The sequence below is a fragment of the Bradyrhizobium sp. HKCCYLRH3097 genome, assembly GCF_051167875.1.
Classification (GTDB): Bacteria; Pseudomonadota; Alphaproteobacteria; order Rhizobiales; family Xanthobacteraceae; genus Bradyrhizobium.
Genome location: NZ_JBNPTX010000005.1, coordinates 250,187 through 275,908, shown reverse-complemented (window position 1 = coordinate 275,908; position 25,722 = coordinate 250,187). Strand labels below are relative to the sequence as shown.

The 25,722-nt window shown below is 64.8% G+C and carries 15 protein-coding genes; 12 read left to right on the top strand and 3 right to left on the bottom strand.

Annotated features, from left to right (window positions below; genetic code table 11):
- Positions 1-132 precede the first annotated feature (132 nt).
- Both rplK and rplA read left to right on the top strand, forming a co-directional pair.
- Complete coding sequence (rplK, locus tag ACQR0U_RS15215; protein ID WP_012045056.1) at positions 133-561, top strand: 50S ribosomal protein L11; 429 nt, start codon at positions 133-135, stop codon at positions 559-561.
- Positions 562-567: 6 nt separating this feature from the next.
- The gene (gene rplA, locus ACQR0U_RS15210) at positions 568-1,260 is read left to right on the top strand and encodes a 50S ribosomal protein L1 (RefSeq protein WP_315714579.1); all 693 of its coding nucleotides are present in this window, start codon (positions 568-570) and stop codon (positions 1,258-1,260) included.
- A gap of 131 nt (positions 1,261-1,391) precedes the next feature.
- On the opposite strand, the gene ACQR0U_RS15205 is transcribed toward rplA, so the two are convergent.
- The 3 genes from ACQR0U_RS15205 to nirB are packed head-to-tail and all read right to left on the bottom strand — an operon-like array spanning position 1,392 to position 6,869.
- A complete protein-coding gene (locus ACQR0U_RS15205; RefSeq protein ID WP_315827328.1) occupies positions 1,392-4,076 on the bottom strand; it encodes a nitrate reductase in 2,685 nt (894 codons plus the stop codon).
- Between the two features lie 10 nt (positions 4,077-4,086).
- On the bottom strand, positions 4,087-4,413 hold the full coding sequence (gene nirD / locus ACQR0U_RS15200; RefSeq protein WP_315749607.1) for a nitrite reductase small subunit NirD: 327 nt from the start codon (positions 4,411-4,413) through the stop codon (positions 4,087-4,089).
- Positions 4,410-6,869: a nitrite reductase large subunit NirB gene (gene nirB, locus ACQR0U_RS15195; RefSeq protein ID WP_434843452.1), complete on the bottom strand. Its 2,460-nt coding sequence runs from the start codon at positions 6,867-6,869 to the stop codon at positions 4,410-4,412. The genes nirD and nirB overlap by 4 nt, the downstream gene beginning before the upstream one ends.
- A gap of 601 nt (positions 6,870-7,470) precedes the next feature.
- Between nirB and ACQR0U_RS15190 the strand changes: the two genes are divergently transcribed.
- From ACQR0U_RS15190 to rpoC, 10 genes are all read left to right on the top strand, one after another.
- The gene (locus tag ACQR0U_RS15190) at positions 7,471-8,730 is read left to right on the top strand and encodes an MFS transporter (RefSeq protein WP_315749608.1); all 1,260 of its coding nucleotides are present in this window, start codon (positions 7,471-7,473) and stop codon (positions 8,728-8,730) included.
- Between the two features lie 38 nt (positions 8,731-8,768).
- Positions 8,769-10,481 carry a bifunctional protein-serine/threonine kinase/phosphatase gene (locus tag ACQR0U_RS15185; protein ID WP_315714574.1) on the top strand — a complete coding sequence of 571 codons (1,713 nt, stop codon included), beginning with the start codon at positions 8,769-8,771 and terminating at the stop codon, positions 10,479-10,481.
- 35 nt (positions 10,482-10,516) lie between these two features.
- Positions 10,517-11,467, top strand: coding sequence for a 2-hydroxyacid dehydrogenase (locus tag ACQR0U_RS15180; protein WP_316204153.1), 951 nt, complete (start codon positions 10,517-10,519; stop codon positions 11,465-11,467).
- 174 nt (positions 11,468-11,641) lie between these two features.
- On the top strand, positions 11,642-12,106 hold the full coding sequence (locus ACQR0U_RS15175) for a (2Fe-2S)-binding protein (RefSeq protein WP_316171205.1): 465 nt from the start codon (positions 11,642-11,644) through the stop codon (positions 12,104-12,106).
- A gap of 2 nt (positions 12,107-12,108) precedes the next feature.
- Entirely contained in the window at positions 12,109-14,292 is a 2,184-nt protein-coding gene (locus ACQR0U_RS15170) for a xanthine dehydrogenase family protein molybdopterin-binding subunit (RefSeq protein ID WP_316171206.1), read from the top strand.
- Positions 14,289-14,936, top strand: a complete 648-nt coding sequence (locus tag ACQR0U_RS15165; RefSeq protein ID WP_315714570.1) for an Isoquinoline 1-oxidoreductase subunit — start codon at positions 14,289-14,291, stop codon at positions 14,934-14,936. Before ACQR0U_RS15170 ends, ACQR0U_RS15165 begins: the two co-directional genes overlap by 4 nt.
- 714 nt (positions 14,937-15,650) lie before the next feature.
- Positions 15,651-16,169, top strand: a complete 519-nt coding sequence (gene rplJ, locus ACQR0U_RS15160) for a 50S ribosomal protein L10 (protein WP_008963452.1) — start codon at positions 15,651-15,653, stop codon at positions 16,167-16,169.
- A gap of 60 nt (positions 16,170-16,229) precedes the next feature.
- Positions 16,230-16,607, top strand: a complete 378-nt coding sequence (gene rplL, locus ACQR0U_RS15155) for a 50S ribosomal protein L7/L12 (protein ID WP_172108050.1) — start codon at positions 16,230-16,232, stop codon at positions 16,605-16,607.
- A 548-nt stretch (positions 16,608-17,155) separates the two neighbouring features.
- On the top strand, positions 17,156-21,274 hold the full coding sequence (gene rpoB / locus ACQR0U_RS15150; RefSeq protein ID WP_315714569.1) for a DNA-directed RNA polymerase subunit beta: 4,119 nt from the start codon (positions 17,156-17,158) through the stop codon (positions 21,272-21,274).
- A 131-nt stretch (positions 21,275-21,405) separates the two neighbouring features.
- A complete protein-coding gene (gene rpoC, locus ACQR0U_RS15145) occupies positions 21,406-25,605 on the top strand; it encodes a DNA-directed RNA polymerase subunit beta' (RefSeq protein ID WP_434843451.1) in 4,200 nt (1,399 codons plus the stop codon).
- The last annotated feature ends 117 nt before the right edge of the window (positions 25,606-25,722 follow it).

Genomic DNA, 25,722 nt, shown 5'->3' with positions numbered 1-25,722 from the left:
GGGAGGCGTGACCGGCTTTGCCAGCCGGGCCAAGCGCGCCGGACCACGGTCCCAAACCTCGCCTGACGGGTTTTGTCGCCCAAGGCGTTGCGTTCGCATCAGGCAGAATCGCGAACGCATTGGAGAGTCATAATGGCAAAGAAAGTAACCGGTTACCTGAAGCTTCAGGTTCCGGCCGGCGCGGCCAATCCGTCGCCGCCGATCGGTCCGGCGCTCGGTCAGCGCGGTCTCAACATCATGGAGTTCTGCAAGGCGTTCAACGCCCAGACCCAGAAGGAAGAGAAGAACACCCCGATCCCGGTGGTCATCACCATCTATGCGGACCGGTCCTTCACCTTCGAGATGAAGACCCCGCCGATGTCCTACTTCCTCAAGCAGGCCGCCAAGATCCAGTCGGGCTCCAAGGCCCCGGGTCGCGACAAGGCCGGCAAGGTGACCAAGGCGCAGGTGCGCGAGATCGCCGAGAAGAAGATGAAGGACCTGAATTGCGACTCGATCGAGTCGGCCATGAAGATGGTCGAGGGCTCCGCCCGCTCGATGGGTCTGGAAGTTGCGGGGTAAGGCGCCATGGCACTCGGAAAGCGTTTGAAGAAGGCCCGCGAGGGCATCGATCGCACCAAGCTCTACCCGCTTGCTGACGCGATCAAGATGATCAAGGAGCGGGCCGTGTCGAAGTTCGACGAGACCATCGAGGTCTCGATCAACCTCGGCGTCGATCCGCGCCACGCCGACCAGATGGTCCGTGGCGTCGTCACGCTGCCGAACGGCACCGGCCGTACGCTCCGCGTCGGCGTGTTCGCCCGCGGCGCGAAGGCCGAGGAAGCCAAGGCCGCCGGCGCCGACGTGGTCGGCGCGGAGGACCTGGTCGAGAAGGTGCAGAACGGCAATATCGACTTCGACCGCTGTATCGCCACCCCCGACATGATGCCGCTGGTCGGGCGTCTCGGTAAGGTGCTCGGTCCGCGCGGCATGATGCCGAATCCGAAGATCGGCACCGTGACCATGGACGTCACTGGCGCCGTCAAGGGCGCCAAGGGCGGCTCGGTCGAGTTCCGCGTCGAGAAGGCCGGCATCATCCAGGCCGGCGTCGGCAAGGCCTCGTTCGCCGAGGACAAGCTGGTCGAGAACATCAAGGCGCTGGCGGATGCGGTGGTGAAGGCCAAGCCGGCCGGCGCCAAGGGCACCTACGTCCAGCGCGTCGCGGTGTCGTCGACCATGGGCCCGGGCGTCAAGGTCGAGCCGGGCACCTTGCTCGCGTAACACCTTCGGACATCGTCAGCATTCAGTGGGGCGGGATCGGCAATCGATCCCGCCCTTCGCATTTCCGCACCCCAAGTGAGCGGCACGCCCGCTGCAAAATTGCAGCCGGGCTGGCGCAAACACAACGAGGCTCAGCCCCGGGCGCCTTCGGATGTCCGGGCCTCGGATCGCATGCTGGGCCTCGCAGCCGCCAGCAGCTTGCCGATCTCGGGCTTGCAGGCGCCGCAATTGGTCCCGGCCTTCAGACGTTGGCCGACGGCCTCGACGCTCCCTGCGCCGTTCTGGATCGCCGACGAGATCTGGTTACGACCAATGCCGAAACAGGAGCAGATGACCGCACCGATGTCGTCGGCGGCCGCCAATGGCTGGCCCGCGAGCAGGGCGTTGCGGGCGTTCGGTGACAGCCGCTGCTCGGCAAACAGGCCGATCAGCCACGACCGCGATCCCAGCCGCTGGTCGGGCGCGACGAAGACGCAGCCCTGCAGCCGGCCATCCGATACGCCTGCGTAGCGGAACCGGCCGGCGGCCGGGTCGCGATACGCAATCCAATCGATCTCCGTTCCGGCGATCCCAAGCTGTTCGGCGGCCCACTCGCGCCAACTCGCAGGCCGCTGGTCGAAGGCAAGCTCGAGCCGGAAACACGCTCCGACCTTGCCCTGCACCCAGTACTCGCATGGCGGACGGCGGATCTCCTGCCGGCTCAGGATGAAGACGTGCCAGTTCGGCGCATAGGGCTCCGCCCTCACCGGCGTATGCTTGGACTCGGGCTGACCCGACAGCGGATCAGTCGCGGGATTGACCAGCGCGTTGACACGGCCAGCGCCGGCGAACTCCTCGTTCCAATGCATCGGAACGAACACGCAGCCCCGCCGCTGCTCCGTCGAGATCGCGACGCGCGCCACCATCTTGCCCCAGGGGCTCGTAAGCCGCACCAGCGCCTCGTTCTCCAGACCGGCCAGGCGCGCATCCTCCGGGTGGAATTCGGCGCAAGGCTCGAAGATGTGCGCGAGCAGCCGCGCGGATTTTCCCGTCCGCGTCATGGTGTGCCACTGGTCGCGAATCCGCCCGGTGTTCAGGACCAGCGGATAGTCACGGCTGGTGGCGTTCCGCGCCGGTCGCGGCGTGACGGCCACGAAACGGGCTCTGCGATCCCCGGTGAAGAATTGCCGATTCTCGAACATCCGCGCCGTGCCGGTCGGAAAGTCCCGCGTCACGGGCCACTGGATCGGCGCCAGCGCCTCATAGGCGCGGCCGTCGAGCGTGCTCAGGGCCGAGATGTCGAAATCGCGCGTGCCATTGTTCTCGAAGCCGGACAGTGCCGCGTGCTCGCGAAAGATCTCGGCGGCGCTGCCATAGTCGAAACCGGCAAACCCCATCCGCTGCGCGACGTCGCAGATGATTTGCCAATCCGCGCGCGCCGAGCCTGGTGCGGGCAGGAACGCCCGCTGCCGTGAGATCCGGCGCTCCGAATTGGTCACGGTGCCGTCCTTCTCGCCCCAGGCGAGCGCGGGCAACAGGACGTCGGCATGCCGGTTGGTGTCGGTGTCGTGCATGCAATCGGACGCCACCACGAACGCGCAGCGATCCAGCGCGGCACGAACCCGATCGGCGTCGGGAAGGCTGACCACGGGGTTGGTCGACATGATCCAGACCGCCTTGATGCGGCCATCGGCAATCGCATCGAACATCTCGACCGCTTTCAGCCCGGCTCTTGGCGCGACCACCGGTGCCCGCCAGAACCGCTTCACCAGGTCGCGGTGCTCTGCATTCTCGATATCGAGATGCGCGGCGAGCTGGTTGGCCAGGCCGCCCACCTCGCGGCCCCCCATCGCGTTGGGCTGGCCGGTCAGCGAGAACGGTCCCATGCCGGGACGGCCGATACGGCCAGTCAGGAGATGGCAGTTGATGATCGCATTGACCTTGTCGACCCCGCTGCTCGACTGATTGACGCCCTGGGAATAGAGCGTGACAACGCGCTCCGTCTTCGCGAACCATGAAAAGAACAGCTCGACCGCGCCCTCGCTCAGCCCGCAGGCCGCCGCGGTCTCGGCGACTGTCTGCCGGCCGGCGACCTGCAGCGCCGATTCAACGCCGCTGGTGACCTCACTGACAAAGCCGTCGTCCGCATAGCCGCCGCGTGCGAGATAGGCGAGCAGGCCGTTGAACAACACCGCGTCACTTCCGGAACGCAGCGGCAAATGCAGGTCGGCGCCTTCGCAGGTCGCGGTCCTCCGCGGATCGACAACGACGATACGGCAGCCGGGATTGTGCTCCTTGGCCGCCAGCATGCGCTGGTGCAGCACCGGATGGCACCACGCGGCGTTGGAGCCGACCAGGACCAGCAGGCCGGCCTGCTCAAGGTCCTCGTAGCAGCCCGGAACGGTGTCGCTGCCGAACGCGCGCTTGTGGCCCGCGACGCTCGACGCCATGCACAGGCGCGAATTGGTGTCGATGTTCGCGGTCCCGACGAAGCCCTTGGCGAGCTTGTTGACGACGTAATAGTCCTCGGTCAGCAACTGCCCCGAAACATAGAATGCGACGGCATCCGGTCCATGGTCGCGGATGATTTCGGTGAAACGGCTCGCGACGAGGTCGAGCGCCTCATCCCAGCCGGCTGCCCGTCCGTTCACGACCGGCTCGAGCAGACGTCCCCCGAGATCGATCGTTTCCGCCAGCGCCGATCCCTTGCCACACAGCCGGCCGAGATTGGCGGGATGCTGCGGATCGCCTCGGACGCTGATGGTCCCTGAGCCGTCCCGATCGGCGACGACGCCGCAACCGACGCCGCAATAGGGGCATGTCGTCCTGACGCTCATGCGATACCGTTCAGGCCGCGGCCGTCTGCTGCAGGGACAGCCATACCACGCCATCCTCGACTTTCGCGGGATAGGATGGCGTGCAGCCCTGGTCGGGTGCCACGGCCTGTCCGGTCGCGAGCTCGATGACGAAATTGTGCAGCGGGCAGGTCACACGGCGGTTGTGGACGATGCCCTGCGACAAGGGGCCTTGCTTGTGCGGACAGCGATCGTCCAGCGCAAAGACTTCGTCACCATCGGTGCGGAAGACCGCGATGTTGCCGCGCGGCGTGCGCACGACGCGCGAGCCGAGCGGGGGAATGTCGTCGAGCGGGCCGACTTGAAACCAGGTGGTCATGCGAGCTCCAATTCGGCCATCGGCGTAAACTCGTTGCGATCGACGCCGCGACGGGCGCGCGCCGCCCATGGATCGCTCTGCGAGAATTGCTGCGAATAGGCGAAGCGTTCAAACAGCGCCTTGCGGTTCTTGACGTCCTCGACCACCTGCTTGTGGATGTTGTCGAAGCCGACGCGGTCGCACCATTTGTACATCCGTTCCAGGTACCAGCCCTGTTCACGATAGAGCTGGGTCAGCGCGACGATGATCTCGAGCGCCTCGTCCTCGGTCGCCGTCTTGGTCAGGAATTCCGTGCCCTTGATGTGCAGGCCGGCGGCGCCCGCAAAATGGATCTCGTAGCCTGAATCGACGCAGATCACTCCGACATCTTTGCAGGTCGATTCCGCGCAGTTGCGCGGGCAACCGGAGACGGCGAGCTTCACCTTCGCGGGCGTCCATGATCCCCACATGAACTTCTCGATCTTGATGCCGAGGCCGGTGGAGTCCTGGGTGCCGAAGCGGCACCATTCCGACCCGACGCAGGTCTTCACGGTGCGCAGACCCTTGGCGTAGGCGTGGCCGGAGACCATACCCGCATCGTTGAGATCGGCCCATACCGCCGGCAAATCTTCCTTCTTGACGCCGAGCAGATCGATACGCTGTCCGCCGGTCACCTTGACGGTCGGGATGTTGAACTTGTCGGCGACGTCGGCGATCGCGCGCAATTCGCCGGGCGTGGTCACGCCGCCCCACATCCGCGGCACCACGGAGTAGGTGCCGTCCTTCTGGATGTTGGCGTGAACGCGCTCGTTGATGAAGCGGGATTGCTGGTCGTCGCGATACTCGCCGGGCCAGGTCGCGAGCAGATAGTAGTTCAAGGCGGGTCGGCAGGAATGGCAGCCGTTCGGCGTCTTCCAGTCCATGAATCGCATGACAGCGGGGATCGACTTCAGTTGCTGTTCGATGATGACGCGCCGGACGTCGTCATGGCTGTGGTCGGTGCAGGCGCAGACCGGCTTCACCTTGGGCGCCGCCGAGTAGTCGCCGCCGAGCGTGAACGCCAGCACCTGCTCGACCAGGCCGGTGCACGAGCCGCATGAGGACGACGCCTTGGTATGGGCGCGCACGTCGTCGAGCGTGAACAGCTTCTTTTCGCTGATCGCCTTGACGATCGCGCCCTTGCAGACTCCGTTGCAGCCGCAGATTTCGGCCTCGTCGCTCATGGCGGCAACCGAGTTCTGTCCGCCGTGGCCACCGTCGCCGAGATGCGCCGAGCCGAACACCAGACGTTCGCGCATGTGGGAGACATCGGTGCCGTCGCGCATGTGCTGGAAATACCAGGGCCCGTCGATGGTGTCGCCGTACAGCACGGTGCCCACGATCTTCTTGTCGCGCAGGATGATCCGCTTGTAGACGCCGCGATTGGCATCCTGCAGGACGATCTCCTCCTTGTCGGGTCCCGGCGCGAAGTCGCCGGCAGAGAACAGGTCGATGCCCGTGACTTTCAGCTTGGTCGAGACCACTGACCCGTCATAGGTGGCGAATCCCTTCATCGCCAGATGATTGGCGCAGACCTTCGCCTGGTCGAACAGCGGCGCCACCAGACCATAGGTCTGACGGCGGTGCTGCACGCATTCGCCGACGGCGTAGATGCGACCGTCATAGGTCTGCATCGTATCGGAGACCACGATGCCTCGCTCGCAGTACAGCCCGGCCTTCTTTGCCAGTTCGATATTGGGACGGATGCCCACGGCCATCACCACGAGCTCGGCCGCGACCTCGGTGCCGTCGGTGAAGCGGACGCCGGTGACGTGCGTTTCGCCGAGGATGGCCTGCGTCTGCGCCGGCATCTTGAACTCCAGCCCGCGCTCCTCCAGCGATTTGCGCAGCATGCCGCCGGCGACCGGGTCGAGCTGGCGCTCCATCAACGTGTCGAGAAGATGCACGACCGTGACCTTCATGCCGCGCTTCATCAGACCATTGGCGGCTTCGAGGCCGAGCAGGCCGCCGCCGATCACGACCGCGTGGCGATGTCGCGTCGAGGCTTCGACCATGTGCTCGACGTCCTTGATGTCGCGGAAGCCGATGACGCCGGGCAGGGCGGCGCCGGGGACCGGAAGAACGATCGGGCTCGAGCCGGTCGCGATCAGCAACCGATCATAAGGATAGCGTTCGCCAGTTTCGGTGACCACCTCGCAGCTCCGGCGGTCGATCATCGTGACCGTCTCGCCCTTGCGCAGGGTGATCTGGTTGTCCTCGTACCACTGCTCCGTGTTCAGCATGATGTCGTCGACGGTCTTCTCGCCCGCGAGCACCGGCGACAGCAGGATGCGGTTGTAGTTGCCGTAGGGCTCGGCGCCGAAGACGCTGATGTCGTAGAGATCAGGCGCCCGTTCCAGCAGTGCCTCCACCGTGCGAATGCCGGCCATGCCGTTGCCGATCACCACCAGTTTCTGCTTGATCGTCTTGTCGAGCATGGTCTGCCTTTCGAATGCCAGCGACATCCAGCGGCGACGCGAACGGGCATCGGCCCATCGGTCGCTGTGGTCATGTTTGAATTTTGGGGGAGGCCCAACTGCGGGCAGAGCTGATCGTCGCCAATGACGGTCGCGAGCCAACTAATTCAAATCTCGTGCCATTCGGGTCGTCGCCGGAAATCGCGGTAATTCAAGGGTTGAGCCGCCGCTTGCGCGCGCCGCTGGCGACACCTGCGCTCAAATAGTAGCCGCGGCAGATCAGATTATGTGCATCCTCGATGGAGGCACTTCCGTTCGAGTACCGATCGCGTCGGCTTCGGCGGGCGCTCAAAAAGCCATCACTGTGCGCGCGGTGCAGGCGGGCTCTGCGTTCATGTTGAGCATCAGCGATCCGTAGAACTGCGGCTTCGAAGTCCCAAGCGCCGGTACGGGTTGAGAAAAACGTGAATCACCAAAGTTGGTGCGAAACTTGCTGAAAGGCGGGCAGGACCGGGCGTATCTCAACGACGAGACCGCCGCTCAACTCACCCGACAATTTGTCCCCTTTACGCAGCTCCTGCCGAGCCTGCTCGCGCGCGCCTGCGTCACGAGGTTTGAGACCATGAAGCTCGACGACTTCAAGAAGGCCGGTCATTGGCCGACACTGCTGGCTGCTTTCCTCTATTTCGACATCAGCTTCATGGCCTGGGTCGCACTCGGACCGCTGATCGTCTATGTCGCCCGCGACATGAATCTTGCGGTCAACGAAAAGTTCACGCTGGTCGCGATCCCCGTGCTGGCAGGCGCGCTGCTGCGTGTTCCCATGGGCATTCTGGCCGACACCATCGGCGCCAAGCGCACGGGCGTGATCGCGCAGCTGGTGGTCATGACGGCGACCGCCTGCGTTGCCTATTTCGGACTCCCCAGCAAGCTGGCCGTCGAGCTGTTCGGCGTCGTGCTCGGCATCGGCGGCGCCTCGTTCGCCGTCGCGCTGCCTCAGGCCAGCCGCTGGTATCCGCCGCAGTATCAGGGCATCGTGATGGGGATCGCAGGGGCCGGAAACATGGGCGTCGTGCTCGACACGCTGCTCGCGCCGACCATCGCCGAACATTGGGGCTGGCAGGCCGTTTTCGGGGTGCTGCTCATCCCAATGGTCGTGGTCCTGATCTACTACATCGTCGCCGCGAAGGATGCGCCCGGTGAACGCAAGCCGGTCTCGCTCAAGGCCTATGGCGGCCTGCTGCGCGATCCCGACAGCCGCTGGTTCATGTTCTTCTACTTCATCACCTTCGGCGGCTTCGTCGGCCTCGCCAACGCCCTGCCGCTGTACTTCTCGGTGCAGTATCATGTCTCCGGAGTGGCGGCCGGATTGCTGGTGGCGCTGATCGTCGCTTTCGGCTCCGGCTTCCGTCCGGTGGGCGGTCTCATTGCGGACCGGATCGGTGGCATCCGGTCGCTCTCGATCCTGTTTGGCATTGTGGTCGCCGCCTATGTCGTGATCGCCTTCATGCCGGAAGGGCCGGCTGCGCCGACCCAGGCGGGCTGGGAGCTCATGAACATGCCACGCATTGCGTGGATTTCGGTGCTGTTGTTCTCGATCGGCGTGCTCGCGCTCGGGATGGGCAACGGCGCGGTGTTCCAGCTCATTCCGCTGCGCTTCCGCCACGAGATCGGCCTGATGACCGGTCTCGTCGGCTGCGCAGGCGGCATCGGCGGATTCTTCCTCGCCCAGGCGCTCGGCACGGCCAAGGGAATGACCGGCGGATTCGGGGCCGGCTTCCTGTTCTTTGGTTTGCTGGCATTGCTCGGTTTCGTCGGACTTGCCATGGTCAAGGTCCGTTGGCGCACCACGTGGGGCGCCGTTTCCGGCGCGCGCGTCTGACCCGACGCGCCGTCGCTCCATAGGCAAGGTGTTCAGGCGTGGCCGGCGCGCATCGCAATCTTCAGGTTCGCGTCGGCTTCGCTAGCGAGACCGGCAAGCGACCGAACAATGAGGATTACGTCGGCGCCCGCCTTGGCCTGCAGGGGGCGACGGATCGCGATATCGTCGCCGCCGTCGCCGACGGCGTCGGCGGCCACAAGGGTGGGCGCGAGGCGGCGGAGCTCGCCGTCCGCGGCTTCATCGATGCCTATCATTCTCTGCCCGAGACGGCGGGCGTGCGAAGCCGAGCCGCGCGTGCGCTGGAAGCCATCAATAGCTGGATCCATGCGCAGGGCCGCGTCGACCCCGAGTTGCATGGAATGAGCTGCGCCTTCTCCGCGGTGGTGCTGTCGCGGCGAACCTGCCACGTCGTCCACGTCGGTGACACTCGCGTCTACCGCCTGAGCGAAGGGCGCCTCGAGCGTCTGACGACCGACCATGTCGCGGGCCGCGCTGACCTTGCCCACGTCCTCAACCGGGGCATCGGTTTCGAGCAGTTCGCCCGCTTCGACTACACGACGCTCGGCATGCGTCAGCACGACCGGTTTCTGATCTGCAGCGACGGCATCCACGGCATCCTGCCGGATTCGCGCCTTCAGGAGATCCTCGCCGAGCGCACGCCCCCGGACGATTCCGCGCGCGGGATCGTCGCCGCCGCGCTCGCGGCCGGCAGCAATGACAATTCGACGGCGCTGGTGCTCGACGTCGTCGATCTTCCGCCCGCTGACCGCGACGAGCTCACAGGTTCGATCTCGTCCCTGCCGATCGGCGAGCTGCCTTCGCCCGGTGACGTGATCGACGGATTCCGGCTTGGCGAACTCCTGTCCGATGGCCGCTACTCCCGGCTGTTCAAGGCGATCGACGCGGGGCAGGGTGACAGGGAGGTCGTCCTGAAATTTCCGCATCCGCGCGTCGCGAGCGAAGGTTCGTTCCGCCTGGCGTTCATTCGCGAAGCCTGGGTCGCTGCGCGTGTGCGCAGCATCTGGATCGGCGAGATCATCGAGCTTCCCGTCGAGCGCCAGACCCGGCTCTATTCGGCAATGCCATTCTACGCGGGGGAGACGCTCGAGCAGCGTCTGAACCGGCCGCCCCGATTGTCGCTTGCGGAGGGCACCGCGATCGCGACCAAGCTCGTGCGCGCGGTGGTGGCGTTGCACCGGGCCGGCATCATCCATCGCGACATCAAGCCGGACAACGTGATCCTGCTCGAGAACGGCGGCTTGCGCCTGATCGATCTCGGGGTCGCGCGCGTGCCGCGGTTCGAGGACTTTCCGGCCGAGGATATTCCGGGGACCCCGAGCTACATGGCGCCGGAGCTGTTCGCCGGTAAGCCGGGTGACGAAGCGTCCGACCTGTTCGCCCTCGGCGTCACCGTCTACCGCATGTTCACGCGCTCTTATCCGTTCGGCGAGATCGAGCCGTTCTCGCGCCCGCGCTTCGGCAAACCGGTGCCGATTTCACGCTACCGGCCGGAACTGCCGGCCTGGCTCGACGCCGTGATCGGAAAGGCGTTGAACGTCGATCCTGCACAGCGTTACGGTGATGCCATCGAATTCGCCCACGAGTTGGAGAACGGTGCGTCATGGGCGGGTCCGGCGATCGCCAAGCGTCGCTCGCTTCACGACCGCAATCCGCTGTTGTTCTGGAGGATGCTCTGCGCGCTTCAATTCATCATCATCATCATTCTGCTGAGCCTGCTGACGCGACACTGAGTGGCGACGTGCGACCGCCCGAATAGGTAATCCCGATGCCCGAGAAGGTCCTGATCTATTCCCGCCTGCCGAAGTCGCTGACCCAGCGCTTCGCCGATCGCTTCGAGCTGCTCGACAGCGGCGGCAAGCCGGCGCACGAGGTGTTTCCGGCGGACGAGGTCGCGCGGATCCGGGCGCTGATCACGGCCGGCGGCACGCCGCTGGGGGCTGCCGACATGGACAGGCTCCCGGCGCTCGGGGCCATCGTCTGCTATGGCACCGGTTACGACGGCGTCGACCTGAAGGCGGCCGCGGCGCGTAACGTCGCCGTCGGCCACAGCCCGGGCGCCAATGCCGCGGCGGTCGCGGACGTCGCTGTGATGCTGATGCTGGCGAGCACGCGGCGGCTGACGGTGGCAGACGCCTATGTCCGCGACGGGGGCTGGGCGTCCGCAAAACCGTCGCCGCTGATGAAGCCGCCGCCGAGCCTCGTCGGCTGCAAGGTCGGCGTCTACGGCATGGGCGAGATCGGCCGCAAGATCGCCGCCCGGGTCGCGGCGTTCGAGACTGAGGTCGGCTATTTCAACCGCACCCGCTACGACGATCTGCCGTATCAGTACCTCCCGAGCCTCGATGCGCTCGCCGAATGGTGCACCGTGCTGATGATCGCGGTCCGTGCCAGCGCCGAGACCACGCACGTCATCAACGCTGAGCTGCTGAAGAAGCTCGGTCCCGACGGCCATGTCGTCAACATCTCGCGCGGTTCCGTCATCGACGAGCGGGCGCTGCTGGCGGCGCTGAAGGACGGCACCATCGCTGGCGCCGGTCTCGACGTGTTCGAGACCGAGCCGCATGCGCCGGATGAGCTGACCACGCTGCCAAACGTGGCGGTGACCCCGCATATCGGTGGCAACACCAGGGAGTCGCACGTCGCCATGCAGGCCTGCGTGGTCGCCAACCTCGCGGCGTTCTTTGCAGGCGAGACGTTGCCTTATCAGGTGAAGTAGCTGTCTCGCCTTGCGGGACCGCGGTAGCGTAATCGTGAGCGATTTTGCATCGGCTATAGAACGTTCCGTCCCCGCGCAGAAATTTTTCGATGCACTGCACATCTCTGTGAGTTGCGAACCATTATCGAATGCTTCTAACTCTTGCTCTTCGAACGATGGATAGCGAGGGCGGCAATGGCGGCGTTCACATTGAAGATCAACGGGCGCGAGCATCAGGTCGATGTCGATCCCGGAACTCCCTTGCTCTGGGCCATCCGTGACAATGTCGGGCTGACCGGTACGAAGTATGGCTGCGGCGTCGCGCAGTGTGGCGCCTGCACCGTCCATGTCGATGGCCAGACCGTGCGCTCCTGCTCGTTGCCCGTCTCGGCGGTCGGAAAAAGCGAGGTGACCACGATCGAGGGGCTGACCAGCAAGGAAGCCGTCGCCGTGCAGAAGGCCTGGGCGGCGCACGATGTGCCGCAATGCGGCTACTGCCAATCGGGGCAGGTCATGAGCGCCGCTGCGCTGCTCGGTCTTAACCCCAAGCCGACCGATCAGGACATCGACCTGGCAATGAACGGCAACATCTGCCGCTGTGCGACCTATGTCCGCATCCGCGCCGCGATCCATTCCGCGGCCAAGTCGCTGGAGGGTTGACCATGAATGCACATGTGAAGCCCGCTGCCTCAACCGCATTGTCCCGGCGTTCGCTGCTGAAAGCAGGCGCAGGTTTGGTGCTTGCCACGTATCTCGCCCGCAGCGGTGTCGCTTACGCGCAGGATGGCGCCGCGGCCAAGTCCGTCAACATCGCGCCGAACACGTTTCTGGTGATCGGCCAGGACGACACTGTCACCGTTCTCTGCAAGCACATCGAGTTCGGGCAGGGCCCGTTCACCGGCATGGCCACGCTGGTGGCCGAGGAGCTCGATGCCGATTGGTCGCAGATGCGCGCCGATCATGCGCCCTCGAATCCGGTGCTCTACAAAAACCTGCTGTTCGGGGTGCAGGGTACCGGCGGCTCCAGCGCAATCGCCAATTCCTACGAGCAGATGCGCAAGGTCGGCGCCGCCGCGCGCGCGATGCTGGTGGCCGCGGCCGCCGACGAATGGAAGGTCCCGGCCGAGGAGATCACGGTCGAGAAGGGCCTCATCAAGCATCCGTCCGGCAAGCAGAGCGGCTTCGGCGCGCTGGCCGCCAAGGCGATGCAGCAGCCGGTGCCGGCGAACCCGCAGCTCAAGGATCCCTCCGCCTTCAAGCTGATCGGCAAGGAAGGCGCGGTGACCCGGCTCGACAGCGTGGCGAAGTCGAACGGCTCGGCCGAGTACACGCTCGACATCAAGGATCCGGGGACGTTGACCGTTCTGGTGGCGCGCTCGCCGCGGTTCGGCGGCACGGTGGCGTCGTTCGACGCGTCGGCGGCCAAGGCCGTGTCGGGAGTGGTCGACGTCAAGGAGGTGCCGAACGGTGTAGCCGTCTATGCCGAGGGGTTCTGGCCGGCGAAGACGGCACGTGACCTTCTCAAGATCACCTGGGACGACAGCAAGGCGGAGACGCGCGGCACGGCGCAACTGCTGGAGGAGTTTCGCGCCCGTGCGAAGAAGCAGGGCGCCCTGGTGAAGCAGGAGGGCGACGTTGACGCCGAGATCGCCAAGGGCGGCAAGCTGATCGAGACCGAGTTCGTCTTTCCCTATCTGGCCCATGCGCCGATGGAGCCAATCAACGCCTTCATTCACTGGAAGGGCGATACCGCCTCGGCGCGCTATGGCAGCCAGTTTCCGACGCCTGATCACGCCGTGATCGCGCAGGTGCTTGGGCTCGACATCGCCAAAGTCGATCTCAAGACGATTCTCGCCGGCGGCAGCTTCGGCCGGCGGGCGCAGCAGTCGACCCACGTCGCCATGGAGCTGGCGCAGGTCGCCAAGGCGATCGGGCCGGGACGTCCGGTCAAGCTGGTGTGGACCCGTGAGGATGACATGCGCGGCGGCTACTACCGACCATTCAGCCTGCACCGAATGCGCGGTGTGGTCCGCGACGGCAAGATCGTGGCGTGGTCGGATACGATCGTCGGGCAGTCGATCATGAAGGGCTCGCCGTTTGAGGCGATGACCATGAAGAACGGCCTCGATTCGACGGCCTATGAGGGCTCCAACGAGATCCCTTACCAGGTGCCGAATTTCCGCTGCGACCTGCATCAGGTCGATGTCGGCGTGCCCGTGCTGTGGTGGCGCTCGGTCGGCCACACCCATACTGGCTACGCCGTCGAGGCGTTCGTCGATCAGTTGCTCGAAGCCGCCGGCCAGGATCCTGTGGAGGGACGACTGGCGATGATGGCCGACAAGCCGCGTCACGCCGGTGTGCTCAAGGCGGTCGCCGAGCTCGCGGACTGGAAGGGCGCCAAGCTCGAGGCGGGCCGCGCCCGCGGCGTTGCCGTGGTCGAGAGCTTCAACACCTACGTCGCCCAGGTGGTCGAGCTGTCGATGGGGGCCGACGGACCGGTCGTGCACAAGGTGTGGTGCGCTGTCGACTGCGGCGTCGCAGTCAATCCCGACATCATCCGCGCCCAGATGGAGGGCGGCATCGGCTTTGCGCTCGGCCACATCCTCTATGCGCAGCAGCCGCTCGACGAGGGACGACCGGTGTCGGGCAATTTCGACACCTACCGCTCGCTGCGCATCCACGAGATGCCGCAGATCGAGGTTGCGATCGTGCCGTCGACCGAGAAACCCTCGGGAGTCGGCGAGCCCGGCGTGCCGCCGCTGGGACCTGCCGTCGCCAACGCCATGGCCAGGCTGGGTCTGCCGCGCCCGACCCAACTGCCGATCCGGCCGGGAGACACCGCATGAGCCCGTTCAGAACGGCGACGATGGCGCTGCTCGCTGGCAGCCTGGCTGCGGTTGCGATCGTAGCCCTGCCGGCACTGCGGCGCGCCGATGCGGCGCCCGAGGCCACGCACGTCGCCGGCGGGCTCAAGCCGGTGGCGGACTTCGCCAGGATCAAGAGCAAGGACGAGCGCGCCGTGGCGCTGTTCGAAGAGGCCGGCAAGGTGCTGCAGTCGCCGCGATGCATGAACTGCCACCCGGCCGGCGACCGGCCGACCCAGACCGACAGGATGATTCCGCATCAGCCGCTGGTGGTCCGCGGCGAGGCTGGCATGGGTGCGCCCGGCGGGCTCGCCTGCACGACCTGCCACCACGAGGCCAATTTCGACGCGGCGCGCGTGCCCGGTAATCCCAAGTGGCAGCTGGCCCCGATCGAGATGGCTTGGCAGGGCAAGTCGCTCGGCCAGATCTGCGCACAGATCAAGGATCCAAATCGCAACGGCGGCAAGACCATGGCGCAGCTGATTCACCATATGGCTGAGGATGAGCTGGTCGGCTGGGGCTGGAATCCGGGAGCTGGGCGGACCCCGGCCCCGGGAACCCAGAAGCAGTTCGGCGAGCTGATCAAGGCCTGGGCCGACGCCGGAGCGGCCTGTCCGAAGGGCTGAGGCGGGATTGCGCCCCTGCGCGTGCAATGCCCCTCGGCCCTGATGAGCGCAGCGACATCCGGGTTTTCCGGCAGAGCACGTGAGACCCCGCATGTCGCTATCGCCGACGCGCGTCCCGCGCGCCGGCTGTCGCTCATCCGGGCGACGGGGGGCTCCCACCCGGCTCGACGGCATGGCCCAACTGGTGCGATTTTTGCTCTTGGGGTCTTGGCAAGTCGCAATGGACCCGTTAAAGAACCGGCTTCCAGGCGGGCCGGCTGTTGCTGGCGCGCCTGTGCGCGCATTCCGAAAGTTGAGAGGAGCCAGCATTCCTTTTGAGGATATCCGTTTGGATTTCTCGGAAGGAAGAAGGATCTTTCTGCTCTCGAATGCCGCAGGGGAGGTCGGTTCGCCGATCACTCCGAATCCTGTCCGAGACTGCAGGCGCCGGCGCGGAAATCCAGTTTCCTCAATGGCTTAATCATCCAGCCTGCATAGACGGGTGAAGACCGGATTTCGGCATGTCCACTGCCTTTGTCGTGGTGGCATGCAGGTTTGGTTCGAACCTCGACACTCCGCGGGCTCTCAGGGCTTTCGGAAGGGCAGGCTATTCATCGCCGTTTGGCCTTTCGTGTCCTCGGGTTCTTCCGTCCGGAGGTCAGGTTTGGTGGGACGGCGGGTGCAACCCGGCGGTCCCGCTTTCGGGCGAAGGCCGCCAACCGGAGAGAGCTTGCTGTGGAACGAGCGGCAAAAAAAGAGGCGGTCGAGCAGCTGCACGAGGTCTTCAAGACCACGGGCGTTGCCGTCGTCGCTCACTATTCCGGCCTCACCGTGGCTCAGATGCAGAACCTGCGCAAGCAGATGAAGCAGGCTGGCGCATCGGTGAAGGTCTCGAAGAACCGTCTCGCCAAAATTGCTCTTGAAGGCACGGACGTCGTCGGCATCGGTCCCCTGTTGAAGGGGCCGACCGTGATCGCAACTTCGAACGATCCTGTCGCGGCGCCCAAGGTTGCCATCGAATTCGCCAAGGCGAACGAAAAGTTCGTCATTCTCGGCGGCTCGATGGGCTCAACCGTCCTGAATGTCGACAGCGTGAAGGCTCTGGCCTCGCTGCCGTCGCTGGACGAACTGCGCGGCAAGCTCGTCGGCCTGATCCAGGCTCCGGCGACCAAGCTGGCCCAGCTCGCCAACGCTCCCGCGGCCAAGGTCGCGCGCGTCATTCAGGCTCATGCCTCAAAGGGCGAAGCGGCCTGACGCCCTTCGCAAACACTCACAACCTGGTTTCGAACCGAACCACACTAAAGGACTACATCAATGGCTGACCTGCAGAAGATCGTCGACGACCTCTCGGCCCTCACCGTTCTCGAGGCTGCTGAGCTCGCGAAGCTCCTGGAAGAGAAGTGGGGCGTGTCCGCCGCGGCCGCCGTGGCCGTCGCCGCTCCGGGCGCTGGTGGCGCCGCTGCCGCTCCGGCGGAAGAGAAGACCGAGTTCACCGTTGTCCTGGCTTCGGCCGGCGACAAGAAGATCGAGGTCATCAAGGAAGTCCGCGCCATCACCGGCCTGGGCCTGAAGGAAGCCAAGGACCTGGTCGAGGGCGCTCCGAAGCCGGTCAAGGAAGGCGTCAACAAGGACGAGGCCGAGAAGATCAAGGCTCAGCTCGAGAAGGCCGGCGCCAAGATCGAGCTCAAGTAATCGCTTCGATTGCGCGAACGAAATCCCCGGGCTGCCATGGGCGGGTCCGGGGCTTTCGACAGATTATGATGACCGGGTGGTAACATCGCCCGGTCATCATGTGGACAAGGAGTTTTGCAGGGGTATTGGGCGCGGCTCGGAATCACTGCAAAAGGCGTGCAACGGAACCGTCCGTTGTGGGCCGAACACGGAAAAGTGTGGAGATTTGGGGGCTTCGCTCTCGAATCTCGATTATTGTCAACCCATATTGGGTCGGCAGCACGAAAAGCCGGTTGATCGGTGGAGTGGCGTCTCCGTCCGTAAGCCGTTGGGAGATAGGCAATTTCGGGCTTTTGCAGTCCGTGACGAGATGGTTGTGACGAGCGGGTGCGTCCTCGCGCCTCGCGCGTCGTTTTGCGTTTTGCTGGTCTGAAGAACAGATCTGGGACATTTCCGTTCCGGCTCTGGGCCTCAGATCCTCGAAATGGATCGAAATTCAACCCGAAGGGGCGGTGGCAGCCGCTGTTTCGGAAGGTTCGCCCCTCCGGGCGACGAAATGAGAGGCCACGATGGCGCAGCAGACATTCACCGGTCGCAAACGCGTTCGCAAGTTCTTTGGACACATCAAGGAAGTCGCGGAGATGCCGAACCTCATCGAGGTTCAGAAGGCGTCCTACGACCAGTTCCTGATGGTGGACGAGCCCACGGGTGGCCGGCCGGATGAGGGCCTGCAGGCGGTGTTCCGCTCGGTATTCCCGATCTCCGACTTCTCCGGCACCTCGATGCTGGAGTTCGTCCGCTACGAGTTCGAGCCGCCGAAATATGACGTCGACGAGTGCCGTCAGCGCGGCATGACCTTCGCTGCGCCGCTCAAGGTGACCTTGCGCCTCATCGTGTTCGATATCGACGAGGAGACCGGCGCGAAGTCGGTCAAGGACATCAAGGAGCAGGACGTGTACATGGGCGACATTCCGCTCATGACCATGAACGGCACCTTCATCGTCAACGGCACCGAGCGCGTCATCGTATCGCAGATGCACCGTTCGCCGGGCGTGTTCTTCGACCACGACAAGGGCAAGACCCACTCGTCGGGCAAGCTGCTGTTCGCCGCCCGCGTCATCCCGTATCGCGGCTCCTGGCTCGACATCGAGTTCGACGCCAAGGACATCGTGTTCGCGCGCATCGACCGTCGCCGCAAGCTGCCGGTGACCTCGCTGATGTTCGCGCTCGGCCTCGATGGCGAGCAGATTCTGTCGACCTTCTACAAGAAGCTGATCTACAAGCGCATCAAGGAAGGCTGGCGCGTTCCGTTCGACGCCAACCGCTTCCGCGGCTATTCGACCGTCAACGACCTGATCGACGCCGACACCGGCAAGGTCGTGCTCGAGGCCGGCAAGAAGCTCACCGTCCGCGCCGCCCGCCAGCTCCAGGAGAAGGGGCTGAAGGCGCTGCGCATGTCGGACGAGGAGCTGCTCGGCAACTACATTGCCGAGGATCTCGTCAACCCGAAGACGGGCGAGATCTATGCCGAGGCCGGCGAGGAGATCACCGACAAGCTGTTCAAGGTGCTGAACGAGCAGGGCTACAAGGACCTGCCGCTGCTCGACATCGACCACGTCAATGTCGGCCCCTACATCCGCAATACGCTGTCGGCCGACAAGAACATGACGCGTGAGGACGCGTTGTTCGACATCTACCGCGTGATGCGTCCGGGCGAGCCGCCGACGCTCGATTCGGCGCAGGCGATGTTCCAGTCGCTGTTCTTCGATGCCGAGCGCTACGACCTCTCCGCGGTCGGCCGCGTCAAGATGAACATGCGCCTCGAGCTCGATGCGCCGGACACCCAGCGCACTCTGCGCAAGGAAGACATCCTGGCGGTCATCAAGACCCTGGTCGACCTGCGCGACGGCAAGGGCGAGATCGACGACATCGACCATCTCGGCAATCGCCGCGTCCGCTCGGTCGGCGAGCTGATGGAGAACCAGTACCGCATCGGTCTCTTGCGCATGGAGCGCGCCATCAAGGAGCGCATGTCGAGCGTCGACATCGACACCGTGATGCCGCAGGACCTGATCAACGCCAAGCCTGCCGCGGCCGCGGTGCGCGAGTTCTTCGGCTCGTCGCAGCTGTCGCAGTTCATGGACCAGACCAACCCGCTGTCGGAGATCACCCACAAGCGCCGCCTGTCGGCGCTTGGACCGGGCGGTCTGACGCGCGAGCGCGCCGGCTTCGAGGTGCGCGACGTGCATCCGACGCATTACGGCCGCATCTGCCCGATCGAGACGCCGGAAGGTCCGAACATCGGCCTGATCAACTCGCTGGCGACGTTCGCCCGCGTCAACAAGTATGGCTTCGTCGAGACGCCGTACCGCAAGGTCAAGGACGGCCGCGTCACCGACGAGGTGGTGTATCTGTCCGCCATGGAGGAGGGGCGCTACCGCGTCGCGCAGGCCAACGTGCCGCTCGATGCCAAGGGCCGCTTCACCGAGGACCTCGTGGTCTGCCGTCATGCCGGCGAAGTCGTGCCGATGACGCCCGACAAGGTCGACTACATGGACGTGTCGCCGAAGCAGCTGGTTTCGGTTGCCGCGGCCTTGATCCCGTTCCTCGAGAACGACGACGCCAACCGCGCGCTGATGGGCTCGAACATGCAGCGCCAGGCGGTGCCGCTGGTTCGCGCCGAGGCGCCGTTCGTCGGCACCGGCATGGAAGGCGTGGTTGCCCGTGACTCGGGCGCCGCGATCGCGGCGCGCCGCTCGGGCGTGATCGACCAGATCGACGCCACCCGCGTCGTCATCCGCGCCACGGAAGATCTCGATCCGACCAAGTCGGGCGTCGATATCTACCGGCTGATGAAGTACCAGCGCTCGAACCAGTCGACCTGTATCAACCAGCGTCCGCTGGTGAAGGTCGGCGACATCGTCAAGAAGGGCGACATCATCGCTGACGGTCCGTCGACCGATCTCGGCGAGCTCGCGCTCGGCCGCAACGTGCTGGTCGCGTTCATGCCGTGGAACGGCTACAACTTCGAGGACTCCATCCTGCTCTCCGAGCGGATCGTGAAGGAGGACGTCTTCACCTCGATCCACATCGAGGAATTCGAGGTGATGGCCCGCGACACCAAGCTGGGTCCGGAGGAAATCACGCGCGACATTCCGAACGTGTCGGAAGAGGCGCTGAAGAACCTCGACGAAGCCGGCATCGTCTATATCGGCGCGGAGGTGCGCGCCGGCGACATCCTGGTCGGCAAGATCACGCCGAAGGGCGAGAGCCCGATGACGCCGGAAGAAAAGCTCTTGCGCGCCATCTTCGGCGAGAAGGCCTCCGACGTTCGCGACACCTCGCTGCGGGTGCCGCCGGGCGTGCAGGGCACAATCGTCGAGGTCCGCGTCTTCAACCGTCACGGCGTCGACAAGGACGAGCGTGCGCTGGCGATCGAGCGGGAAGAGATCGAGCGTCTGGCCAAGGACCGTGACGACGAGCAGGCGATCCTGGACCGCAACGTCTACAGCCGTCTCGCCGACATGCTGGACGGCCGCCAGGGCATCTCGGGGCCGAAGGGCTTCAAGAAGGACACCAAGATCACGCGTGCGGTGCTCGACGAGTATCCGAAGTCGCAGTGGTGGCTGTTCGCCTCGCCGAACGACAAGCTGATGGCCGAGATCGAGGCCATGCGGAAGCAGTACGACGAGTCGAAGAAGGGGCTGGAACAGCGCTTCCTCGACAAGGTCGAGAAGCTGCAGCGTGGCGACGAGCTGCCGCCCGGCGTGATGAAGATGGTCAAGGTCTTCGTCGCCGTGAAGCGCAAGATCCAGCCGGGCGACAAGATGGCGGGCCGTCACGGCAACAAGGGCGTCGTGTCCAAGATCGTGCCGATCGAGGACATGCCGTTCCTCGAGGACGGCACCCATGCGGACATCGTGCTGAACCCGCTCGGCGTGCCCTCGCGCATGAACGTCGGGCAGATCCTCGAGACCCATCTCGGCTGGGCCTGCGCCGGCCTCGGCAAGCGCATCGCCCAGACGGTCGATGCCTACCTGTCGAAGCAGGACGTCAAGCCGCTGAAGGAGACCTTGAAGCGGATCTACGGCGATGACGAGACCATCAAGTCGCTCAACGACAACGAGTTGATCGAGCTTGGTCACAATCTGAGCCGCGGCGTGCCGATCGCCACGCCGGTGTTCGACGGCGCCAAGGAGGCCGACATCGAGGAGATGTTGAAGCTCGCCGGCCTCGACGCATCCGGTCAGTCGACGGTCTATGACGGCCGCACCGGCGATGCGTTCGATCGCAAGGTGACGGTCGGCTACATCTACATGCTGAAGCTGCACCATCTGGTCGACGACAAGATCCATGCGCGTTCGATCGGCCCGTACTCGCTGGTCACCCAGCAGCCGCTGGGCGGCAAGGCCCAGTTCGGCGGCCAGCGTTTCGGCGAAATGGAGGTGTGGGCGCTCGAAGCCTACGGCGCGGCCTACACGCTGCAGGAGATGCTGACGGTGAAGTCGGACGACGTCGCCGGCCGCACCAAGGTCTACGAGGCGATCGTGCGCGGCGACGACACGTTCGAGGCCGGTATTCCGGAATCGTTCAACGTGCTGGTCAAGGAAATGCGCTCGCTCGGCCTCAACGTCGACCTGCACAACTCCAAGCTCGGACCGGCGCCGACGTCGGAAGCCGCCGAGTAGTTCAAGAGGTCATGCCCGGCCGTCTCGGACGGCCGGGTGCCGGCGCCTTCCCCCGCGGGTCAGGACAAGGCGCCCGTTGAGAGATTTTCGAATTTGCGGCCGACCCCCGATCGGCCCGCGAGGAGAATACGATGAACCAAGAAATTATGAATCTCTTCAATCCGACGACGCCGGCTCAGGTCTTCGACCAGATCCGGATCTCGATTGCGTCTCCGGAGAAGATTCTGTCCTGGTCCTACGGCGAGATCAAGAAGCCGGAAACGATCAACTACCGTACCTTCAAGCCCGAGCGCGACGGCCTGTTCTGCGCCCGCATCTTCGGGCCGATCAAGGACTACGAGTGCCTGTGCGGCAAGTACAAGCGGATGAAGTACAAGGGCATCATCTGCGAGAAGTGCTCGGTCGAGGTGACCCTGTCGCGCGTCCGGCGCGAGCGCATGGGCCATATCGAGCTCGCCGCTCCCGTCGCGCACATCTGGTTCCTGAAGTCGCTGCCGTCGCGCATCGGCCTGCTGCTCGACATGACGCTGAAGGATCTCGAGCGGATCCTGTACTTCGAATACTACGTCGTTCTCGAGCCGGGTCTGACCGCGCTCAAGGACCGTCAGCTGCTGTCCGAGGACGAGTACCTCAAGGCGCAGGACGAATACGGCCAGGACAGCTTCACCGCCATGATCGGCGCCGAGGCCATCCGTGAGCTCTTGCGCGGCCTCGAGCTGGAGAAGCTCGAGCAGACGCTGCGTGCCGAGATGCAGGAGACCGACTCCGACATCAAGCACAAGAAGCTCGCGAAGCGCCTGAAGATCGTCGAGGCGTTCCGCCACTCCGGCAACAAGCCGGAATGGATGATCATGACCGTGGTTCCGGTGATCCCGCCGGACCTCCGCCCGCTGGTGCCGCTCGACGGCGGCCGTTTCGCGACCTCCGACCTCAACGACCTCTATCGCCGCGTCATCAACCGCAACAACCGCCTGAAGCGGCTGATGGAGCTGCGCGCGCCCGACATCATCATCCGCAACGAGAAGCGCATGCTTCAGGAGGCGGTGGATGCGCTGTTCGACAACGGCCGCCGCGGCCGCGTCATCACCGGCGCCAACAAGCGTCCGCTGAAGTCGCTCGCCGACATGCTCAAGGGCAAGCAGGGTCGCTTCCGTCAGAACCTGCTCGGCAAGCGCGTCGACTACTCCGGCCGTTCGGTCATCGTGGTCGGTCCCGAGCTGCGCCTGCACCAGTGCGGCCTGCCGAAGAAGATGGCGCTCGAGCTGTTCAAGCCGTTCATCTATTCGCGGCTCGACGCCAAGGGCCTGTCGACGACGGTCAAGCAGGCCAAGAAGCTGGTCGAGAAGGAGCGTCCGGAGGTCTGGGACATCCTGGACGAGGTCATCCGCGAGCATCCGGTGCTCCTGAACCGCGCGCCGACGCTGCATCGCCTCGGCATTCAGGCGTTCGAGCCGGTGCTGATCGAGGGCAAGGCGATCCAGCTGCATCCGCTGGTCTGCTCGGCCTTCAACGCCGACTTCGACGGCGACCAGATGGCCGTGCACGTTCCGCTGTCGCTCGAAGCGCAGCTGGAAGCGCGCGTCCTGATGATGTCGACCAACAACATCCTGCATCCGGCCAACGGTCAGCCGATCATCGTGCCGTCGCAGGACATCGTGCTCGGCCTCTACTACGTCTCGATCATGCGCGAGGGCATGCCCGGCCAGGGCATGGCGTTCGGCAACATGGCCGAGCTCGAGCATGCGCTGCACGCCAAGGCCATCCATCTCCACAGCAAGATCAAGTATCGCTGGGAGGGCATGGACGAGACCGGCAAGATCGCCAAGCGCTGGATCGAAACCACCGCGGGCCGCGTCATGCTCGGCAATCTCCTGCCGAAGCATCCGCGCGTCACGTTCGAGGTCATCAACAAGCTGATGACCAAGCGCGAGATCTCGGGCGTGATCGATCAGGTCTATCGTCACTGCGGTCAGAAGGAGACGGTGATCTTCTGCGACCGCATCATGGCGCTCGGCTTCTACAACGCCTTCAAGGCGGGCATCTCGTTCGGCAAGGACGACATGGTCGTGCCGGCGGGCAAGTGGAAGATCGTCGACACCACCCGTACGCTGGCGAAGGATTTCGAGCAGCAATACAATGACGGTCTGATCACCCACGGCGAGAAGTACAACAAGGTCGTCGACGCCTGGTCGAAGGCCAGCGAAGAGATCGCCAAGGAGATGATGAAGGAGATCTCCGTCACCAAGAAGACGGCGACGGGGGCGGATGCCGACATCAACTCGATCTACATGATGTCGCATTCCGGTGCCCGCGGTTCGCCGGCCCAGATGCGTCAGCTCGCCGGCATGCGTGGCCTGATGGCCAAGCCGTCGGGTGAGATCATCGAGACGCCGATCATCTCGAACTTCAAGGAAGGTCTCTCGGTTCTCGAGTACTTCAACTCGACCCACGGCGCCCGCAAGGGTCTCGCGGACACCGCGTTGAAGACCGCGAACTCGGGCTACCTGACCCGTCGTCTGGTCGACGTCGCGCAGGACTGCATCATCACGCAGGACGATTGCGGCACCCATCTCGGCATCAAGATGCGCGCCATCGTCGATGCCGGCACGGTCGTGGCCTCGCTCGGCTCGCGCATCCTGGGCCGCGTGCCCTGCGACGACGTGCGCGATCCCGCGACCAACGCGGTGCTCGTCAAGGCCGGCACCTTGATGGAGGAGAGCCACATCGACGCCATCCAGCAGGCTGGCGTGCAGGAGGTCAAGATCCGCTCGGCGCTGACCTGCGAGCTGGTCAACGGCATCTGCAAGATGTGCTACGGCCGCGATCTGGCGCGCGGCACGCCGGTCAACCACGGTGAGGCCGTCGGCGTCATCGCCGCGCAGTCGATCGGTGAGCCCGGCACCCAGCTGACGATGCGCACTTTCCACATCGGTGGTGCGGCGCAGCTGAACGAGCAGTCCTTCGTGGAATCGAACTTCGAAGGCAAGGTGGTCATCAAGAACAAGGCGATCGCCCGCAACAGCGAGGGTCATCTGATCGCGATGGTCCGCAACATGGTCGTGACGATCGTCGACCCCGACGGCACCGAGCGTGCGACGCACCGCATCCAGTACGGCGCGCGCATGCATGTCGACGACGGCGACATGATCAAGCGCGGCCAGCGCATCGCCGAGTGGGATCCTTACACCCGTCCGATCCTCACGGAAGCCGAGGGTACGATCGGGTTCGAGGATCTGACCGAGGGTCTGTCGATCTCGGAAACGCTCGACGAGTCCACCGGTATCGCCAAGCGCGTGGTCATCGACTGGCGTGGAACGCGCGGTGGCGCGGATCTGCGTCCGGCCATCGTGATCAAGGGCAAGGACGGCAAGGTGCTCAAGCTCGCTCGCGGCGGCGATGCCCGCTACATGCTGTCGGTGGACGCGATTCTGTCGGTCGACGTCGGCTCGACGGTGAAGCCGGGCGACATCCTCGCGCGTATCTCGACGGAAAGCGCCAAGACGCGCGACATCACCGGCGGTCTGCCGAGGGTGGCCGAGCTGTTCGAAGCGCGTAAGCCGAAGGATGCCGCGATCATCGCCGAGATCGCCGGCACCATCCGGTTCGGTCGCGACTACAAGAACAAGCGTCGCATCTCGATCGAGCCGGTCGACAAGACCGAGGAGCCGCGCGAGTACCTGATCCCGAAGGGCAAGCACATCCATCTGCAGGATGGCGACATCGTCGAGAAGGGCGACTTCATCGTCGAAGGCAACCCGGCGCCGCACGACATCCTGGCGATCAAGGGCATCGAGGAGCTCGCGGCCTATCTGGTCAACGAGATCCAGGAGGTCTACCGGCTGCAGGGCGTGCTCATCAACGACAAGCACATCGAGGTGATTGTCCGCCAGATGCTGCAGAAGGTTGAGATCACCGACCAGGGCGATACCGACATGATCTCGGGCGAACAGGTCGACAAGATCGAGTTCGACCTGCTGAACGCGAAGGCCGTGGAGGAGGCGAAGAAGCCGGCCACGGGCACTCCGGTTCTGCTCGGCATCACCAAGGCGAGCCTGCAGACCCGGTCGTTCTTCTCGGCGGCCTCGTTCCAGGAGACCACCCGCGTTCTCACCGAGGCGGCGGTCAACGGCAAGATCGATCCACTCGAGGGTCTCAAGGAGAACGTCATCGTAGGACGCCTGATCCCGGCCGGCACCGGCGCCTCGATGGCCCGCATCCGCGAAGTCGCTTTGAAGCGCGACAAGCTGATTCTCGACGAGCGCGAGAAGCAGGCGGAGATCGTGCCGGCGCAGCCCGAGCCTCAGCCGCTCGCGCTGCCGCCGGCGGAGTAAACGGACGGTTGCGGCATGACCCCGACGGTGTCGGGGTCTGCCGTGCGTTCATCGCGTGTAGAAAAGGCCGGCGTTTGCCGGCCTTTTTTTGACATTTTCTTCTCCTGTTGCCGCGCT

Coding starts and splice junctions, on each gene's coding strand:
- rplK (WP_012045056.1), top strand. CDS start 133: ATGGCAAAGAAAGTAACCGGTTACCTGAAGCTTCAGGTTCCGGCCGGC.
- rplA (WP_315714579.1), top strand. CDS start 568: ATGGCACTCGGAAAGCGTTTGAAGAAGGCCCGCGAGGGCATCGATCGC.
- ACQR0U_RS15205 (WP_315827328.1), bottom strand. CDS start 4,076: ATGAGCGTCAGGACGACATGCCCCTATTGCGGCGTCGGTTGCGGCGTC.
- nirD (WP_315749607.1), bottom strand. CDS start 4,413: ATGACCACCTGGTTTCAAGTCGGCCCGCTCGACGACATTCCCCCGCTC.
- nirB (WP_434843452.1), bottom strand. CDS start 6,869: ATGCTCGACAAGACGATCAAGCAGAAACTGGTGGTGATCGGCAACGGC.
- ACQR0U_RS15190 (WP_315749608.1), top strand. CDS start 7,471: ATGAAGCTCGACGACTTCAAGAAGGCCGGTCATTGGCCGACACTGCTG.
- ACQR0U_RS15180 (WP_316204153.1), top strand. CDS start 10,517: ATGCCCGAGAAGGTCCTGATCTATTCCCGCCTGCCGAAGTCGCTGACC.
- ACQR0U_RS15175 (WP_316171205.1), top strand. CDS start 11,642: ATGGCGGCGTTCACATTGAAGATCAACGGGCGCGAGCATCAGGTCGAT.
- ACQR0U_RS15170 (WP_316171206.1), top strand. CDS start 12,109: ATGAATGCACATGTGAAGCCCGCTGCCTCAACCGCATTGTCCCGGCGT.
- ACQR0U_RS15165 (WP_315714570.1), top strand. CDS start 14,289: ATGAGCCCGTTCAGAACGGCGACGATGGCGCTGCTCGCTGGCAGCCTG.
- rplL (WP_172108050.1), top strand. CDS start 16,230: ATGGCTGACCTGCAGAAGATCGTCGACGACCTCTCGGCCCTCACCGTT.
- rpoB (WP_315714569.1), top strand. CDS start 17,156: ATGGCGCAGCAGACATTCACCGGTCGCAAACGCGTTCGCAAGTTCTTT.
- rpoC (WP_434843451.1), top strand. CDS start 21,406: ATGAACCAAGAAATTATGAATCTCTTCAATCCGACGACGCCGGCTCAG.